This is a genomic window from Brunnivagina elsteri CCALA 953 (assembly GCF_002289455.1).
Taxonomy (GTDB): Bacteria; Cyanobacteriota; Cyanobacteriia; order Cyanobacteriales; family Nostocaceae; genus Brunnivagina; species Brunnivagina elsteri.
This window is the reverse complement of the sequence record NZ_NTFS01000081.1, coordinates 1-16974: the sequence shown is the minus strand read 5'-3', so window position 1 is coordinate 16974 and position 16974 is coordinate 1. Positions and strand designations below refer to the sequence as shown.

At 40.8% G+C, this 16974-nt stretch carries 16 protein-coding genes and 1 pseudogene; 3 read left to right on the top strand and 14 right to left on the bottom strand.

All coding sequences use genetic code 11. From position 1 onward, the window contains the following. The 13 genes and pseudogenes from CK510_RS09795 to psaC all read right to left on the bottom strand — a co-directional run. Positions 1-893: tetratricopeptide repeat protein (locus tag CK510_RS09795; RefSeq protein WP_143289259.1), on the bottom strand; the 893-nt coding region annotated here is incomplete at its 3' end. A 130-nt stretch (positions 894-1023) separates the two neighbouring features. Next, entirely contained in the window at positions 1024-2433 is a 1410-nt protein-coding gene (locus CK510_RS32675; RefSeq protein ID WP_245912006.1) for a DUF3387 domain-containing protein, read from the bottom strand. Between the two features lie 224 nt (positions 2434-2657). Continuing rightward, positions 2658-3776 carry a type I restriction endonuclease subunit R gene (locus CK510_RS32670; RefSeq protein ID WP_211293145.1) on the bottom strand — a complete coding sequence of 373 codons (1119 nt, stop codon included), beginning with the start codon at positions 3774-3776 and terminating at the stop codon, positions 2658-2660. A gap of 318 nt (positions 3777-4094) precedes the next feature. Then, positions 4095-4637, bottom strand: a complete 543-nt coding sequence (locus CK510_RS09785) for a hypothetical protein (RefSeq protein WP_095721523.1) — start codon at positions 4635-4637, stop codon at positions 4095-4097. After that, a pseudogene (locus CK510_RS09780) lies at positions 4634-5136 on the bottom strand (DUF4365 domain-containing protein). Before CK510_RS09780 ends, CK510_RS09785 begins: the two are co-directional and overlap by 4 nt. Positions 5137-5177: 41 nt before the next feature. Beyond that, entirely contained in the window at positions 5178-6551 is a 1374-nt protein-coding gene (locus CK510_RS32665) for a restriction endonuclease subunit S (protein ID WP_211293144.1), read from the bottom strand. Between the two features lie 43 nt (positions 6552-6594). Further along, positions 6595-6819, bottom strand: coding sequence for an SAM-dependent DNA methyltransferase (locus CK510_RS09765; protein ID WP_211293143.1), 225 nt, complete (start codon positions 6817-6819; stop codon positions 6595-6597). Positions 6820-6856: 37 nt separating this feature from the next. After that, positions 6857-7081 (bottom strand): type II toxin-antitoxin system MqsA family antitoxin, encoded by a 225-nt coding sequence (locus CK510_RS09760; RefSeq protein ID WP_095721522.1) that lies wholly within the window; start codon positions 7079-7081, stop codon positions 6857-6859. Next, positions 7078-7368, bottom strand: a complete 291-nt coding sequence (locus CK510_RS09755) for a DUF4258 domain-containing protein (RefSeq protein ID WP_095721521.1) — start codon at positions 7366-7368, stop codon at positions 7078-7080. Before CK510_RS09755 ends, CK510_RS09760 begins: the two co-directional genes overlap by 4 nt. A gap of 82 nt (positions 7369-7450) precedes the next feature. Continuing rightward, positions 7451-9013, bottom strand: coding sequence for a class I SAM-dependent DNA methyltransferase (locus CK510_RS09750; RefSeq protein WP_245912003.1), 1563 nt, complete (start codon positions 9011-9013; stop codon positions 7451-7453). Next, positions 9013-9366, bottom strand: coding sequence for a hypothetical protein (locus CK510_RS09745; protein ID WP_095721519.1), 354 nt, complete (start codon positions 9364-9366; stop codon positions 9013-9015). Before CK510_RS09745 ends, CK510_RS09750 begins: the two co-directional genes overlap by 1 nt. A gap of 182 nt (positions 9367-9548) precedes the next feature. Beyond that, on the bottom strand, positions 9549-11429 hold the full coding sequence (glmS, locus tag CK510_RS09740) for a glutamine--fructose-6-phosphate transaminase (isomerizing) (RefSeq protein WP_095721518.1): 1881 nt from the start codon (positions 11427-11429) through the stop codon (positions 9549-9551). Positions 11430-11771: 342 nt separating this feature from the next. Beyond that, complete coding sequence (gene psaC, locus CK510_RS09735; protein WP_010997613.1) at positions 11772-12017, bottom strand: photosystem I iron-sulfur center protein PsaC; 246 nt, start codon at positions 12015-12017, stop codon at positions 11772-11774. 323 nt (positions 12018-12340) lie between these two features. Here psaC and rnhA point away from each other — a divergent pair, with 323 nt between their 5' ends. The 3 genes from rnhA (at position 12341) to CK510_RS09720 (ending at position 15606) form a co-directional block, all read left to right on the top strand. Next, positions 12341-13243 (top strand): ribonuclease HI, encoded by a 903-nt coding sequence (gene rnhA / locus CK510_RS09730; RefSeq protein WP_095721517.1) that lies wholly within the window; start codon positions 12341-12343, stop codon positions 13241-13243. A 107-nt stretch (positions 13244-13350) separates the two neighbouring features. Further along, positions 13351-13980 carry a trypsin-like serine peptidase gene (locus CK510_RS09725; protein ID WP_095721516.1) on the top strand — a complete coding sequence of 210 codons (630 nt, stop codon included), beginning with the start codon at positions 13351-13353 and terminating at the stop codon, positions 13978-13980. Positions 13981-14325: 345 nt separating this feature from the next. Then, the gene (locus CK510_RS09720; RefSeq protein WP_095721515.1) at positions 14326-15606 is read left to right on the top strand and encodes a hypothetical protein; all 1281 of its coding nucleotides are present in this window, start codon (positions 14326-14328) and stop codon (positions 15604-15606) included. Positions 15607-15987: 381 nt separating this feature from the next. Here CK510_RS09720 and CK510_RS09715 read toward each other — a convergent pair whose 3' ends face one another. Beyond that, positions 15988-16701 carry a choice-of-anchor E domain-containing protein gene (locus tag CK510_RS09715; protein WP_211293142.1) on the bottom strand — a complete coding sequence of 238 codons (714 nt, stop codon included), beginning with the start codon at positions 16699-16701 and terminating at the stop codon, positions 15988-15990. Between the last annotated feature and the right edge of the window lie 273 nt (positions 16702-16974).

Sequence of the window (16974 nt, the reverse complement as noted above, 5' to 3'; positions counted from 1 at the left end):
GATGCGATCGCATCTTCATACCGTCCCAAATTAGCCAGCGCATTCCCCCGGTTGGACCAAGCTTGGTGGAAATCAGGTTTAAATTTGAGTGCTTCATCGTAGGATGCGATCGCATCTTCATTCCGTCCCAAATTAGCCAGCGGAACCCCCCGGTTGTTCCAAGCTTCGTGGTCATCAGGTTTAAATTTGAGTGCTTCATCGTAGGATGCGATCGCTTCTTCATTCCGTCCCAAATTAGCCAGCGCATTCCCCCGGTTGTACCAAGCTTGGTGGTAATCAGGTTTAAATTTGAGTGCTTCATCGTAGGATGCGATCGCTTCTTCATTCCGTCCCAAATCAACCAGCGCATTACCACTTTTGTACCAAGCTTCGTGTAAATCGGGTTTAATTTTCAGCGCTCGATCAAAAGACACAATACTAGCTTCATAATCTTCAACTTCCAACTGTTGCAAACCTCGTTCAAACCAAACTTCCGCTTCTCCCTTTTCCTCCTCTTCTGTTTCCCCTTCTCTCCCTAACAACTCCCTCCCAATCTCACCAGCCACCTCACCCAAAACCCCACAATCAACCTCACTCAACCGCACCATCCGCATTGCTAGCTCTCGATTCTCCCCATCCCTAGCCAATAACCTCTCACCAAAACGCCGCAACCATCCCACCAAATCCGACTCAACGATATTTTTTCCAGCCAAAAAACCGCTTACCCGTCCACGACTCCAACCTTCATCATTTACCCCAGCCAACAACTGGAGAAACAACGATTCATACTCCGCATCAGTTAGCAACCAGCGTGGTTTTTCTTTAGCATCAGACTTTTGAAGGGAAACAGCCTGCTTTTTGCCTTTGAAGCGTTGCCAAATCCTTTTTAACCACTGCCAAAGCCGCTTAATCATGATGCTGCAATCTATATCAGTGTGATTACTCAGATGATAGCAATTTTACGCAAGGAATGATGGTTTTAAATCACATTTATTTGCGATATGTATTGCCAATATTGGTAAATATACTCAGAAAAACCCGATTTCACGCTGCCCAATCTCGACTTAGCCCTTCTGCTTGTTCTATGACTGTAAACATCGCGGTTTCTTGCTTTTCTGGTGGATAGCCATACTTCCGTAATAACCGCTTAATCAGTCTTCGCAGGTTTGCTTTAACACTTTCTTTCTGCGTCCAATCAATTGTGACATTTCGCCGCACTGTTTCCACTAATTCACGAGCGATCGCTTTCAGTATTTCATCTCCCAAAGCGTTTACGGAAGCGTCATTTACATCCAAGGCATCGTAAAAAGCTAGTTCATCTTCGCTCAACCCTAAGTTATCACCCCTGCTAGCTGCAACGCGAATTTCTTGGGCAATTTGTATCAATTCGCTCATTACCTGGGCGGTTTCTATAGCGCGGTTTTGGTAGCGTTGGATTGTGGCTTCGAGCATTTGGGCGAAGGTGCGGGATTGTATGATATTTCGACGGGCACGAATTTTGATTTCATCGTTGATTAACTTACGTAATAATTCTAGTGCTAAATGTCGTTGTGGCAACCCGCGTACATCTGCTAAAAATTCATCGGAGAGGATGGAAATATCGGGTTTTTTCAGCCCCGCAACGGTGAAAATATCGACAACTTCTTCGGTAGCAACGGCTTTGGAGACAATTTTACCGACGGCAGTATCTAAGTCTTCGGGTGTTTTTCCGCTAACGGTGGTGTGTTTGACTATGGCTGCACGGATGGCTTGGAAGAAACCGACTTCATCGCGGATTTTGAGGGCTGCTGCGTGGGGTACGGCAAGGGCAAAGGCTTTGCTAAGTTCTGTTACAGCTTTGATATATTCTTGTTTGCCTGCTTCTTGTTGTGAGAGAATATGGTCTAAGGACAATGGAATAATAGATAATCGCTGTGTCGGCGTACCATTGAAGAATTTACTGTAATCGAATCCCGCGAACATTTGGCAGACTGTTTGATATTTTGTCTGCATGATTTCTACGGCTTGTTCTTGGGAAATGCCTGTTTGTCCTCTGTCTCCTTCACTATATACCGCGAGGGCAGCTTTTAATTGTTCGGCAATGCCCAGGTAATCTACCACCAAACCACCGGGTTTGTCTTTAAAGACGCGGTTTACTCGTGCGATCGCTTGCATCAATCCGTGTCCGCGCATGGGTTTATCTATATAGATTGTATGCAGACATGGGGCATCAAAACCCGTCAGCCACATATCCCGCACTATTACCAGTTTCATTTCATCGCCGGGATTTTTAAAGCGTTTGGCAAGTTCTTTGCGTTTGGCTTTGCTGCGAATGTGGGGTTGTAATGGTTGTTCGTCGGCGGCTGAACCTGTCATTACTACTTTAATTGTGCCTTTGTCGTCGTCGGGGTTGTGCCATTCGGGCTTGAGTTTGATGATTTCGTTGTACAAGTGAGCGCAAATTTTCCGACTCATACAAACTATCATTGCTTTCCCATCTAAACCCGATTGGCGATTTTCAAAGTGGGTGACGATATCCTTTGCAACTAGGGCGATGCGTTTTTCTGAGCCGACTACAGCTTCTAAACGCGCCCATTTACTCTTGAGTTTTTCCTTGGTTGTTTGTTCTTCGTCTTCGGTAATTTCTTCAAATTCCGGATCGATTTTCGGGCGATCGCTTTCGTTGAGTTCGAGTTTTGCTAATAGGCTACTTGGAGAAGTTGTTGTAAATGTTCTCTGTCTTCCGCTTGGGTGGGAGTTTGACGCAGTAAGTCAGAACAAATGGCGAAGGTGTTAAATAATTGGTCGTCTAAATCATTGCGATCGCATACTATAACCAAGGTAGGATTTTCTAGCTGGGGATTTTGGATGATTTTTCCAGCATAGAATGCCATTGTTAGGCTTTTTCCGCTTCCTTGGGTGTGCCAAACAACGCCAACCCGTTTGTCTCCGGCTGGGGAAGTAGCAGTGATAGTGGAAGTAATGGCTTTGTTAACGGCGTGAAATTGATGATACCCGGCGATTTTTTTGATGATGTCGCTACCATCTACCTCAAAAACGATGAAGTGTTTGATTAAGTCGAGGAAGCGGCTTTTTTCAAAGATGCCTTTGATTAAAGTTTCTAGTTCTAATGTCCCTTTTTCGGCGAGTTGATCACCTTCTATGGTTCGCCAAGGCATAAACCGTTCCCAGTCGGCGGTGAGGGTTCCGGTTCTGGCTTCTGTGCCGTCAGAAACTACGAGTATTTCGTTGTAGCGAAATAAACTAGGAATGTCGTTTTTATAAGTTTGTAGTTGATTAAATGCGCCTTTGATTGTGGCGTTTTCGGAAGTCGGATTTTTGAGTTCGATTACTGCTAATGGTAAGCCGTTGAGAAATACAATTACATCGGGGCGACGGTCTTTTTTATCTTCTATGATAGTAAATTGATTAAGTACCACCCAGTCGTTATTTTCTGGGTTACTAAAGTCGATTATTTTAACTTGGTCGTAGACAATTCTTTCTGAGGTTTGGTATTCAACATCTACGCCATCGGTAAGGAATTTGTGGAAGCGGCGGTTATTTTCGGATAAATTGAGTGTTTCGCTGCGGGAAAGTTTGCGGATAGCGTCTTCTATGGCATCGGCGGGAATTTGGGGGTTAATGGTGGCGAGGGAATCACGCAGGCGGGTAATTAAAACTACATCGGCGTAAGTTTGGCGTTCTGGGTTGGGTGCATCGGGAGCGATTTCAGAAGCATTCAGGGTAATGTAATTGAGTTCGGCGAACCACTCCAGGGTCGCAGCTTCGACTATACTTTCTGTGAATTTACCTGACACCGATGTTTTCCTTTGATATTGCTGTTAGTAACTATTGTGACATAAAAACCTAACCCCCCTACCCTGCAAGGGAAGGGGGAAATAAAATTTTTTCTTATTTTCTATTTCTTCACTTCTGTTCGTCCCTCCCCTCGCAGGGGAGGGACAGATTTTGACACATGTCAAAATCAGGGAGAGGTCACTTCAGCTTGTATGAGTCAAAATATAATGTTTTGAGTGTTAAACCTTGACAGCGATTGATTAACCTCTTATCGCAAGTGATAAAATCATCAATTTGAGAAGCTTCGGCAATTTTAAATATAAAAGTTATTGTAATTTTCAAATATTCTCAATTTGAAATTTTCGCGGATTTTTTAAAACAAAAACATTATTTTCTTTCATTAAATCACCCGTACAAGCGACAGCTAAACGTTCTTGATAAGCCTTAATTGCAGTAACATACTCATGGTTTGCTAGTTCGACTTTAATTTCTTGCATTTTATCAAAAACTATACCTAGTAAAGTAATTTTACCACTTAATATGTCACTGTTTGGTGGAGTCATAATTTGCGTAACAACTCCTTGAATAGTTAAGTTAGGATAATTAGCAATTAATTCACCTAAAATATCAATTTGAGAGCGATTTTCTGCCCTCTCTAGAATTTCCAATATTTCCGATATCCGCAGAGCGTAATCATCGAAATTATTATCTATAGGTAATTGAATTTTTAATTTATCTTCGGAGTAAGTGTCTCGTATCCAAATAGAAACTTTTTCCGGAATTCGGCTATGTTCTCGCCAACCTTTAGCTTTTAGATAAATCTCTAATTGCTGGGGTTGAAGTTGATTAAGGATATTTACATCACTGATAATTGCTTTCATAATGTTCCAACCGTTTTTATTCGCTGCATTAGAGTTTTTAAAGCATTGACTGTAAATAAGTTTTCACGGGGTATGTAGACTGTTATGCTTTCTGTATTTTTAGTTCGGGGTTGTCCGCTTAAAGATAGCCAGTAAGCACAACGTCTTATACAAAGCTCGGTTTCTGATTGATTAATCCATTCTTCTTGATTTTGAGGAATGAGAACAACTACTAAAATACGGGGGCAACGGTTCTTTCTTTCCTTAATTCATTGTAGTTTTTTATTTTGAGAGGGTATCTAATTACTTCCTCACTTTGGACATCAAGCGATGTAGATTTTACCTGTAAGTCTAATTGGGGTTCATAAAGTGTATCATCTGATACTGTGCCAGTAATTGTTGCATCTATTCCACCTACATCTAAGATTCTGGATGATTTTTGAAATGAGTAACCTGCTGCTGATGTAACGGTGTAAATATAAGCATAGCTAAATTCTTCTTTTTGTAGGTTGATGTCCACTGGTTGCTGTTTTTCTTTTGATTATTGATGCAATTTTGAGTTTACATGACCTTTGCTGCTATTTTCTCAGCTTCTTTGACGCGGATTTCGCCTGATAGGAGTTTGGGTAATAGGGTGTCGCGGATAGATGCGAGGGTGCGGGATTGTTCATCATTTAAACTAATTCTGCAAATTAAAGAGGAAATAACTTGTTCAAACTTGAGAGATATACCATTATTTGCAAAAGGGAATTCAAAAGCTTTTATTCTATCAGGCGATGTATGTTTAACAGTAGTTCCAGTGGCACTTGCTAAAACTTCGTTTCTATATGCATCTAGACGAAGTAAATAATATAGATGTAGCTTGCTAATAAGAGCATCACGTTTGATAATTATTTTACCAAGACGCTGATTATGTAAATAACGGTTTCCTCTTGGTACTGGAATAATGGCAGGATACCCAAGAGTATCACCTGCTTTGCTTAAGTCTGTCATTGTTACAAGCAAATCACCTTCATCAAATACGAAGTCTTCTGGAACCTCCCCAACATAATATTTAAATTTGTCATCTTTGAATCCACCACCAATTGCAAAGTTACCTGGTGTAAGTAGTACGTCTCCTGGTGGTTCCGTTCGGAAAAACTCACCTTTAAATGCGTAACCGTGTTTTATATCAATTAAATTACCAAGTTTTATTACCTTCCACCCCTTCGGAATTAACCCCAAAGTTGACTCCTCAAACTCATCAGGGAAAAGTTCAGCAGTTGCAGCGTCCATCCCTGCTGGTTGCCGTCCTTCCATTTTGGCGCGTACTGGGTCAAAGTCAACAAACCAGGATTTGAAAATTGCTTGTGCGATCGCTTCCAGTGTTTTGTTCATCTCCCGGTTCAATTCGATCTTATCGTCAAGTGCGCCGAGGATTTGTGCGATCGTTTTTTGTTCGGGGAGGGAGGGAAGAAATATTTGAAGTTCTCTTACTGCCTGTTTTGTAATAGTTGTAGCTGCTGTTCCCGTAGCAAAATTTTTGATATATGTTTCATTCGCTTTTAAGTAATAAAAAACATATTTTTGATGAGCATCTTCTTCTTTAGTTCTTAATAAAAATAAGTTCATTGCCAGCGATACAGGACGTTTTAAGTCAGGCATATAGTATATGCTGCCCGCATTAGCAATTTTATTCATCAAAATATCGCCTGGCTTTACCTTAGACTTTTGTAAAAAATCATAAGCAGGTTTTGTAATGTACTTCAAATCATCTTGAAAATTATTTTGTTCAAAATTCTTAGTACGAATCATTACTGCATAGCTGGGAGTATCTAATAACTCAACATTAGCTTTCAGCCTTTCGTAAGAGCCGTTTGCATGATAGTCAGTCAAAACAGATAAATGATCACCAAGTTTTACTCTGCGCCAATTTGTTGGGATAGATGCCTGCATATATTCTAAACTCTAAAAACATCACCATACTGTTTTCTATTTTTCAAAGGTCATACCCTAACCCTTGTAAATTCTCCCGAATCGCCGCTTCCAACCTCGCTGACTCCTCAAACTGCTGCTCTAATTTCTTCGTCAAATGCAGCATCTTCTCCTCAAAAGCCTCATCATCATCCTCAACTTCCTCTGCCCCCACATATCGCCCCGGCGTGAGAACATAACTATGATACAAATAAGAAATTTCTGCTACAATCTGCGGCAGATTTATCATCAATAATTTGTGCAACAGTCTGTTGCACAAATAAAAGCTAGGCTGCATATCTAATAATCTCAACCTCTGCTCCATTATTAACAGCAACTTCAGCCCTTTCTAGCACTTCTTCAGTAATTGCATCGCTTAAATAATATTCTCCGCAATTATCACAAACCTCTGCTGGAACTTTTTTCATGACCACAATACATTCATCCCTTTCTAAAGTCACAGTTACTAAACCTGGTTTAGTTTCTCCGTGCTTACAAATGATACATCTCATAATCTTGGTTTCCTAGTTCTAAAATCATTTGACCAAATATTTTGGTCAGGAATATAAGCCGTTACTACATAACCAGTATCTGTAGATTCATCGTAGGAACATACAACATGAATTGGTTTACCTTCTGCAAAATCAAATATTAGGTAACTGGGAAAGGGCGTATCATCAGGGGTTTCTTCTATCACTTCTCCATAAACGATTACAGCTTCTACTTCTTTCTTACTTATTCGACGATAAAACATTTGTTGGATAGCATGGCGGGAAAAAACTAGATTTTGACAATACATGAATATGTTTTTTTAACTAACATAAAAATATAAACATTGTCCAACAAGTTGTTGGATAATTGGTGCATGAGGTTAAATGGTGTTATTCCCCATACCCCAACCGCCGCAAATTCTCCTTAATTATCGCTTCTAATCTTGCCGACTCCTCAAACTGCTGCTCTAATTTCTTCGTCAAATGCAGCATCTTCTCCTCAAAAGCCTCATCATCATCTTCAACTTCTTCTGCCCCCACATATCGCCCCGGCGTGAGAACATAACCATGTGAGATAATCTCATCTAACTTGGCACTTTTACAAAAACCAGGGATATCCTCATACTCACCCGCTTCCTTTTCACCCCGCCAAGCATGGTAAATTTGGGCAATCCGGGCTATATCTTCAACCGTCAATTCTCGGTGTACTCGGTCAATTAACACCCCCATCTTCCGCGCATCGATAAATAATGTTTCCCCAGTGCGGTTTCTAAACTTGCCATTTTTCTTACTCTTCGCCAAAAACCACAAACAAGCGGGAATTTGGGTATTGTAAAATAACTGCCCCGGCAACGCCACCATACAATCTACTAAATCCGCATCAATAATTGATTGGCGAATATCACCCTCTCCCGACTGGTTAGAACTCATGGAACCATTCGCTAACACAAAACCAGCGATACCATTGGGTGCAAGGTGATGTATCTTGTGCATTACCCAAGCATAGTTAGCATTGCTCGTAGGTGGAGTGCCATACTTCCAACGGGTGTCTTCTCGCAACCGATCTCCGCCCCAATCGCTCATATTAAAAGGGGGATTCGCTAGGATAAAATCAGCTTTGAGGTCTTTGTGCAAATCGTTGTGGAAAGTATCAGCATTGCGATCGCCCATATTCCCTTCAATCCCCCGCAGTGCCAAATTCATCTTGCACAATTTCCAAGTTGTGGGATTTGACTCTTGCCCATAAATAGAAATATCGCCAACCTTCCCCCCGTGCGCTGCCACAAATTTCTCTGACTGCACGAACATTCCCCCAGAACCACAACAAGGGTCATAAATCCGCCCTTTGTAGGGTTCAATCATTTCCACTAATAGCTGCACCACACAACGGGGTGTATAAAATTGTCCGCCTCTTTTACCTTCTGCATTGGCAAACTGCCCCAGAAAGTATTCGTAAACTCCACCCAAAATATCTTTTGAACGGCTTTCTGCATCTCCTAACCCAATCTTGCCAATTAGGTCAATGATTTCTCCCAGCAGTTGTTTATCCAGGGCTGGCTTGTTGTAATCTTTGGGTAATACGCCTTTGAGGGATGAATTTTCTTTCTCAATTGCGTCCATCGCCTCATCTAGCAATTTACCAATGGTGGGTTGTTTAGCGTTGGCTTGCAAAAATGACCATCGCGCCTCTTTGGGAACCCAAAACACATTTTCAGCCGTGTACTCGTCATGGTCTTCTGGATCAACGTGAGGTTGTTCTGAGTATATATTGTAAAGTTCACTGAAGGCATCGGAAATATATTTGAGAAAAATCAACCCCAAAACGACGTGCTTATACTCGGCTGCATCCAAATGACCCCGCAACTTATCCGCAGCAGCCCACAGGGTTTGCTCAAAACTTAATTTCGCTCCGTTGCCGTTTTTCGACTCGTTGTTTTTCTGACCACGCGCCACTATTGCCCTTCCTCCAAGTATTCTACGACCGCCGCTAAATCATCCATTGCCCGATTAAACCGATTTAACATCGCTTCGGTAACTTCGGGTTCGGCGTTAATATTTGCTAATTTTTCCCGCATATAATTATCTAGGGTTTCAACCCACAAAGATAAATTTGTATGGCGAATCGCTGACAATAAACCCATATTGGTAAGGACAGCCAAATGAAACCCAAGCTGGTTTTGTCCACCATAACCAAGGTATCCATCCCAAAGTTCCAATTTTTCTGGGGTAAATTCCACATATTGGTCAAAGGTAATACCAGCAGGTTGTAGCTGGGGTTGCGGTAAGGGAGGTTGAGATTGAGTCATAGAAAATCATTTTACGTGCGATGCCCTTGGCAACCATCTTAGATGGTATCGCGTCGAATTCTATTAATTGCGGAATTTAATCTTTAACTGTGAATCCAAGCTACTACATAGACAATAATCAAAGCGATCGCACTTTCACCAAGAAAAATGCGATCGCATGTTTGATTCAGTATCAAAAAACACTATTCCACTGTCACACTTTTTGCCAAATTGCGTGGCTGATCCACATCCAAACCGCGTCTCGCAGCGATGTGATAGGAAAGTAATTGCAGAGGAATCACCGTCAGAATCGGTGATAATAATTCATCAACATTGGCAACAGTCAATAAATCTTGGAAAATTTCCCCAGCTTCACCATCCGTAATTGGTGTGACACCAATTAAGCGGGAATCCCTAGCTTTAGCTTCTTGGGAATTGGAAATTACCTTTTCGTACACACTACCAGGAACCGCGATCGCAACTACTGGTACTTTCGCATCTAATAGGGCAATTGGACCATGTTTCATTTCCCCTGCTGGGTATCCTTCGGCATGGATATAGCTAATTTCCTTGAGTTTCAATGCTCCTTCGAGTGCGATCGGGAAATTAATTCCCCTTCCCAAGAAAATCACGTCTTGGGTTTCGGCAAAGTCATGTGCTAAATGTTCGGTGAGTTTGTCTTGGATGTCGATGGTTGCTTCAATTTCTTTAGGAATCAACCTCAATCCATTAATTATTTCTTCCAATCTCTCTGGAGAAAGTGTTTGGCGGCGAGATGATAAATCTAGTGCTAGGGCGTAAAATGCCATTAATTGGGCGACAAATGTTTTGGTTGCCGCAACCCCAATTTCAATTCCTGCCAGGGTATTAATAATGTGGGGAACCAGATGTCCCAAGCTGCTTTCTGGACGGTTGGTAATACCTAGTAGTCGCGCTTGATACCTGGAATCTCGACCTTGGCGGCGTTCTTTTTCCATTGCTAGGGCTGCAAGGGTGTCGGCTGTCTCCCCCGATTGAGTTACGCCAATGGTAAGGGTATTAGGGGTTAGAGGTGAGGGTGCGTAGCGAAATTCTGAGGAATACTGTACTTGAGTGGGGATTTGGGCGAGTTGTTCGAGTAAGTATTTTCCGATAAGTGCGGCGTGCCAACTCGTACCACAGGCAACAATTTGAATTTGTTCTAAATTAGCGTAAAACTCGCCGGGAATACCCAAGTTGATGGGGGATTCGTCAGTACCAGGATTAAAGTAAGCATCTAAACTGGCACGGACAACTCCTGGTTGCTCGTAGATTTCCTTGAGCATGAAGTGTTTGAATCCCTGTTTTTCCACCATTGTGGGACTCAAATTCAGCAAACGGGGTTGTTTTTTCAACCTTCTGCCAGTGAAGTCGTATATCTCCACACCAAGGGGAGTCAAACGGGCAATTTCGCCATTTTCCAACGGTAAAACAGCGCGAGTGTAAGCAACAATTGCCGGGGTATCGGAAGCACAGAAAAATTCTCCTTGTCCAAAACCAATGACTAAGGGTGCTTGCTGGCGAACTACAATTAATTCGTCGGGGAAGTCTGCGGAAATAACTGCGATCGCAAATGCTCCTGTGAGTTCGTGAACTGCTTTGCGTACTGCATCAAAGAAAGGAGAGTCGGATTCTCCCAATGCAATTTCTTCTTGGAGGTATTGAGAAATCAAATGGGGGATAACTTCCGTGTCGGTTTCCGAACGAAATTCAACTCCAAAAGATTTAAGGCGATCGCGCAGTTCCCGATAATTCTCAATAATCCCATTTTGCACTACCGCCACCCGATTCACACTATCCATGTGGGGATGGGCATTATATTCTTCCGGTTTACCGTGGGTTGCCCAGCGAGTATGTCCAATCCCAATTTGCGATGGAGCTTCCACCATCTCTAACTTAGAGCGTAAATTATGTAACTTGCCCTTTGCCCGTACACAATCAACCTCACCTTCCCAAATCGTCGCGATTCCGGCGGAATCGTAGCCCCGATACTCCAGTTTCTCCAATCCTGCAAGCAAAATCTCTGTCGCCGCTTGAGTGCCGATATAACCAACGATTCCGCACATTCTTCACACCATTTTTGTTATTGAGGACAATATAGTTGTTATCATAACGCTTGAAATTTAGCAAAGAAAAAGGGACACAATGTCCCTTTTGTCAAGTAATTTATTTTATTTATTTTTGACCGAAAAATAACTTGGAATACAGAATCAATAAAGTGATTCTGCGTTGTAGTTTCTTTAAATTCCCGCTCAAAAATAAGGATTGGGGAGGATGGACATTACTCACAAACCTAATTACAGAGATAATTACCAGCGAGTAATATCCATCCTACTTTCAGGTAAAAGTGCTTTTTATGACTTTGTAGTTGTGCCTACAGGATAAATTGTAAGCAAATTTCAAAATCCCTAGTAAGCTAGACCCATGCTGCGAGTTGTTTCAGCACCCAAGTAGACTCGGATGCTCAGGAAGTCGGTAGGACAAGCGGTTTCGCAGCGCTTACAACCAACACAATCTTCAGTACGGGGAGATGAGGCAACTTGAGCAGCTTTACAGCCATCCCAAGGCACCATTTCGAGTACGTCTGTGGGGCAAGCCCGAACGCACTGAGTACAACCAATACAGGTGTCGTAAATTTTTACGGTATGAGACATTAAAAAGCCTCCTCTCCAGGAATTTCTCTACAAAAGAGTGATTAATCAAAGCTAGTTTACCTTAGTGAGTTAGCTAGCGTAATCAAAAGGCTACATAACTTTAAATTCACTCTCATTTTTTTTGTCGTTTAGTTGCATAATAGTACGTTTGTGCTAATTTCCTCTGGGAATATCCCCGACTTTTCGGGGATATGAATAAAAGTCGGGGATGTGAATAAAACAAAATGTAAAAATATATTCCAGAGTATGTATCCCGGAAAAAACCAAGGTAATGTTAACAGTTGGCTATTTGTGATTAAATATTGAATGTCTAATTACGACTTATGAGTTCACTGACAATCGAAAGTATATATACAGATGGTGCTTGCACAGGTAATCCCGGTCCCGGTGGTTGGGGCGTAGTGGTTTATTATGATGATGGTTCGGTTCATGAACTGGGCGATCGCAGCACTCAAACTACCAATAATCGGATGGAAATGCAAGCTGCGATCGCGGCTTTACAATTTCTTGATGCTTCTGGACAAAGTTACCCAATTACCCTATTTACAGACAGCGAATATCTAATCAATTGCGTCACCAAGTGGGTAAAAAGCTGGAAAAAAAAGGGTTGGAAAAAAGCCGACGGGAAACCCGTACTCAACCAAGATTTATTGGAGATTCTCGACGAACTCAATAGTCGTAAAGTCAGATGGGAACATGTGCGCGGACATGCGGGTAATGTAGGTAACGAGAGATGTGATGCGATCGCACGTGCCTTTGCTAGTGGCAAGGGCTTATCTTTAAAGCGACAAGGGGATGTTAACTCAAATACGTCTTTAAGCATAAAAAAAGAGTTAAATGTAACAAAAGTATCTGAAAATGGCACAAACTCGACAATAATTAACGATGATACAACCGTAGTAGATACCCTTGTCACTGAAATTACTATGATAGATGCTTCTATCAGCGCTACTAATAACCACGATCGCGAAGATATACCACGGGAAGTTAGGGTTATACAACTCCGCAACCTAGTGGAAACCCTCCGCATCGCTGATGAAATCGCCGAAAAAGGTTATTTAATTACTAGTTCTGAACTTGCCGATTTAATGGATGTCCATACTAGTGCTGTCACTAGTCGCGGAGATGAATGGCGTTGGCGAAATTGGATTGTTTCCCGTGTTCGTCGCGAAGGTAATCAAATTCTCTGGGAACTCGAACGCGGAGATAAACAGGAAGAAGCATGAGGTGAATGTCAAAAATGAAGAGTTCGCATTCTAATTATTCGGGAAAATGATATATCCCGTAGGGGCAAACGGCTGTTTGCCCTTTTTTTAATGGTTAGAGCGATCGCATTCTAATTATTCGGGAAGCGGACGCAAAAAGCTATCATTGTACGGGTACTTTAATTTACGATAACCTTGTTCTCACCAATTCTCATTGTGTTCTCGATCCGGAAACAGGAGTATTGAGCAAAAAAATTAATTTCCTACCCAACTTTATTAATGGCAGAGTCAGCAACCCCAGAGATATCGCTTTAGTCCAGCGAGTTGTTTACGGTACGGATTTCAAAAATGGACAACAAGACAATGCCAAAGACTGGGCAATTTTGGTACTCGATAAACCCTTGGGACGCAAGTATGGTTATTTAGGCTGGAAAAGTTTACCGTCTTCTGTTTTGGCTAGCAACCCGAAACAATACTTTTTTGTGGGATATTCCGGTGATTTCCCCAAATCCAACCCAGGAATGACAGCAGGATTTGAAAAAGGTTGCAGTATTACCGGAGAAGACGCAGGGCTTTTGTTACATGATTGCGATACTGCTGGAGGTTCTTCTGGTGGTGCGATTATCGCCACAATCGACAACCAATACTATATCGTCGCTCTGAATAATATGGAAATCAAAAACACTCGTACCAGGCAAGATATTATTAATACCGCCGTCAAGATTGATTTTCTAGATAGATTGTTTAGTAGTAATTAATCTGAATAAACTAAAAATGCTTCAAATCTGGACGTTTTAGTTCAATCTATAAGCCTCTCTCCGCTATGCCTGACGGCAGACTTACGCCAACGGGGAGAGGTTTGGAGAGGGGTTCTATATTAGTCAAGGTTTTTTTGAAGTTGCTAGAATGGCGATCGCACCACAAATTCTAACTGTGTCGGTAATATTTGCCCTACCTTTTAAAAATCAATTTCAGCGCATATCAAAGATTTGTGATGTTTTGTGGAGCGTTTGCGGAAACAAGTGGGACTAATAAGTATTCATATGAGATAGCTGTAATAAATATTCCTCAAATTTGGGTAATTTAACTAAATATTAAGATTTATGAAACTTAAAATAATCACTCCAATTGTTCAAAGTGCTGTAATGCTGACCTTAATTGGTTTTGGATTTTCACCAACAGCTTATACAAAAAATTCAAAAGTCGAAAATTCAGTTGCAAATTCCCAATTAATGCAAGAAGTTGTAACACTTCGTAAACAAGGAGCAAGTGGTTTAGATAAATTTCTGAAAAACCATGCTCAAGAACTGCAAAAACCTTCACCACAAATACGAGAAGCGCTAGATAAACTTTGTCAGCAACGGGATTGTTATGCTTCTAAACTTTATTGGTATACGGATTTAGAACAAGCCAAAGCTGCTGCTAAAGCCAGTGGTAAACCGATTTTATCATTACGGCTACTTGGTAGACTCGACCAAGATTTAAGTTGTGCCAATAGTCGTTTTTTCCGAGTTGCCTTGTATCCCAATGCTGCGATTTCCCAAGAATTACGCGATCGCTTTATTTTGCATTGGCAGTCAGTTCGTCCCGCACCAAAAATTACCATAGATTACGGAGATGGTCGCAAGCTGGAGCGGACGATTACAGGTAACAGTATCCATTACATACTAGATGCTTCCGGTCGTCCTATTGATGCTATCCCCGGACTTTATGGACCCAACGCATTTTTAAGTAGGTTGCAAATATCACAAAAATTTGCAAGTAAATATAACCAGGTAGCTAATAGCGATCGCAATTCATATTTGCAAAAATATCACCAAGCCAGCATTAAAAGCAATGAAGCTCGATTAGGGATGGATTTAAAGAAACTAGGAATTGCAAATCCTCCCAAGTTAACAGAATCAATCCGTAAGAGCAATGCAACACCAAATGCAGCAATTGCAGGTAGGATTGCAATTACAAAAAGTCGGGTAGAACTGCCAGTAATATCTCGTATGGAACCCAGTGCAACTCCAGAAATTGTCGATCGAGCAACTTGGGATAGAATTGCTCAACTCTATGTAAATGATGTCAAACTCGACCAAAATAGTCTAGCTTTGATTCAATCCAAAAAGTTTTATTCAAATAACAAATCGCCAAATTCATTACAACGAGTAGTGAATAACTTTGAAACAGCAATGGCTTTAGATACGGTTCGCAATGAATATATGTTGCGTACACAAATCAATCAGTGGTTTGTAGAAGGAAGGGATACAAATAAACTAGAACAACTTAATAAAAAAGTCTACTCGCAGTTATTTTTAACTCCAAATTCTGACCCTTGGTTGGGACTTTTACCCAGTGATACTTACAGTGCAATTGATAATGATGGGATTAGTAAATAAGTTCCTAAATATCGAGATTTTTATAAATCAAAGATAGTGCTTTTAGTTTAGATGTGATAGAAGTTAGGGTACATATCACTAATATCAATCAGGGCAAACAACCGTTTGCCCCTACGGTATTTTCGATTGTGAATTGTATTTTATTCAACTAATACCAATTACTTGTGAAGCCGCACATTATTTCGATTCCTCTCAACCTCCCCTTACTAAGGGGAGGTGCCACAGGCGGTGGGGTTATTTTATGCATCTTCATATTAAAATGGTATAAGAACCGCTATAATTTCTGTTGAATAAAACAAACAAACGAAAAGGGTGGAATATTATCCACCCTTTGAAAAAACACGCAGAAAAACTCTTAAATTCAACCTGTAATTTTAGACTTTAGACCAAACGATAATATTTACTTTTTAGTAAAGTACAAACCCCAACTGCGACTAATGCACCTAAAGGAATTTGTGATTCTGGAACCCTTTTTTTAGGTTCTTTTTTGGGAATTCTGACAACATAATCGTAGACAATTTCAACCTTTGCACCAGCAAAAGTATTAAATACTTGTGCTAAGTTTCCTGCCCCTGTACCTTTAGATTTTGCCTCTGCTGTGACGGGTAAAAACAAGTCTCCCAATCCTTTAAATAAATCAAATCCGCTAGTAAACACAGTAGATTCTGTTTCCGTACTTGATAGATTATTGAAAGTAGCTCCAGAGGTTCCCCCAAAGTCTAGTATCTCATCATCAGCCGCAAATTCCTGTGATTTTGATGCAGTTGGTAAAGTTGTCAGTAAAATGCTTTTATCTGGCTTTAGTAGCTTTACTTCTGCGGCTAAATCTGCTGTGACATTAGCAGGTGATGCATCCGTATTCTCTAATTTGATTGAACCTTGAACTTCTCCATTTAATGTTAGTTTGACACTTGTTAAATCTCCCAATTCTGGGTTGAATTTTGGTAAAGTGACAAACTTATGGAAATAGTTTGTTTTCTGAACATTAACGGAACTTTGATATTTTAAAGATGCAGCTTCTGCCGAAACTGTTGGTGCAATAGATGCTGCGATCGCAAATATTGCAATTGGAATTTTTGATAGATGGCGATGCATTTGAATCTCTTCTATTTGATTTATTTTGTTTTTATTTCGACGCACCCTTTGCATTTAGATTAGGTGAATTTAGCTACTTACGCAATATCACTTACGGTATCTTGACTTAATCTTTAATAATTAGATTTGGTATGTATAAGAAAATAAAATTTTTAAATGTTTTTAGTATTCTTTTCATGAAAATTCTGTAAAAATATAATTAGATAATCTAAATTAATTGACTTTATTATTCGATTTTTCAATAAGTTAAAGTTTTTATATTAAATATATGAA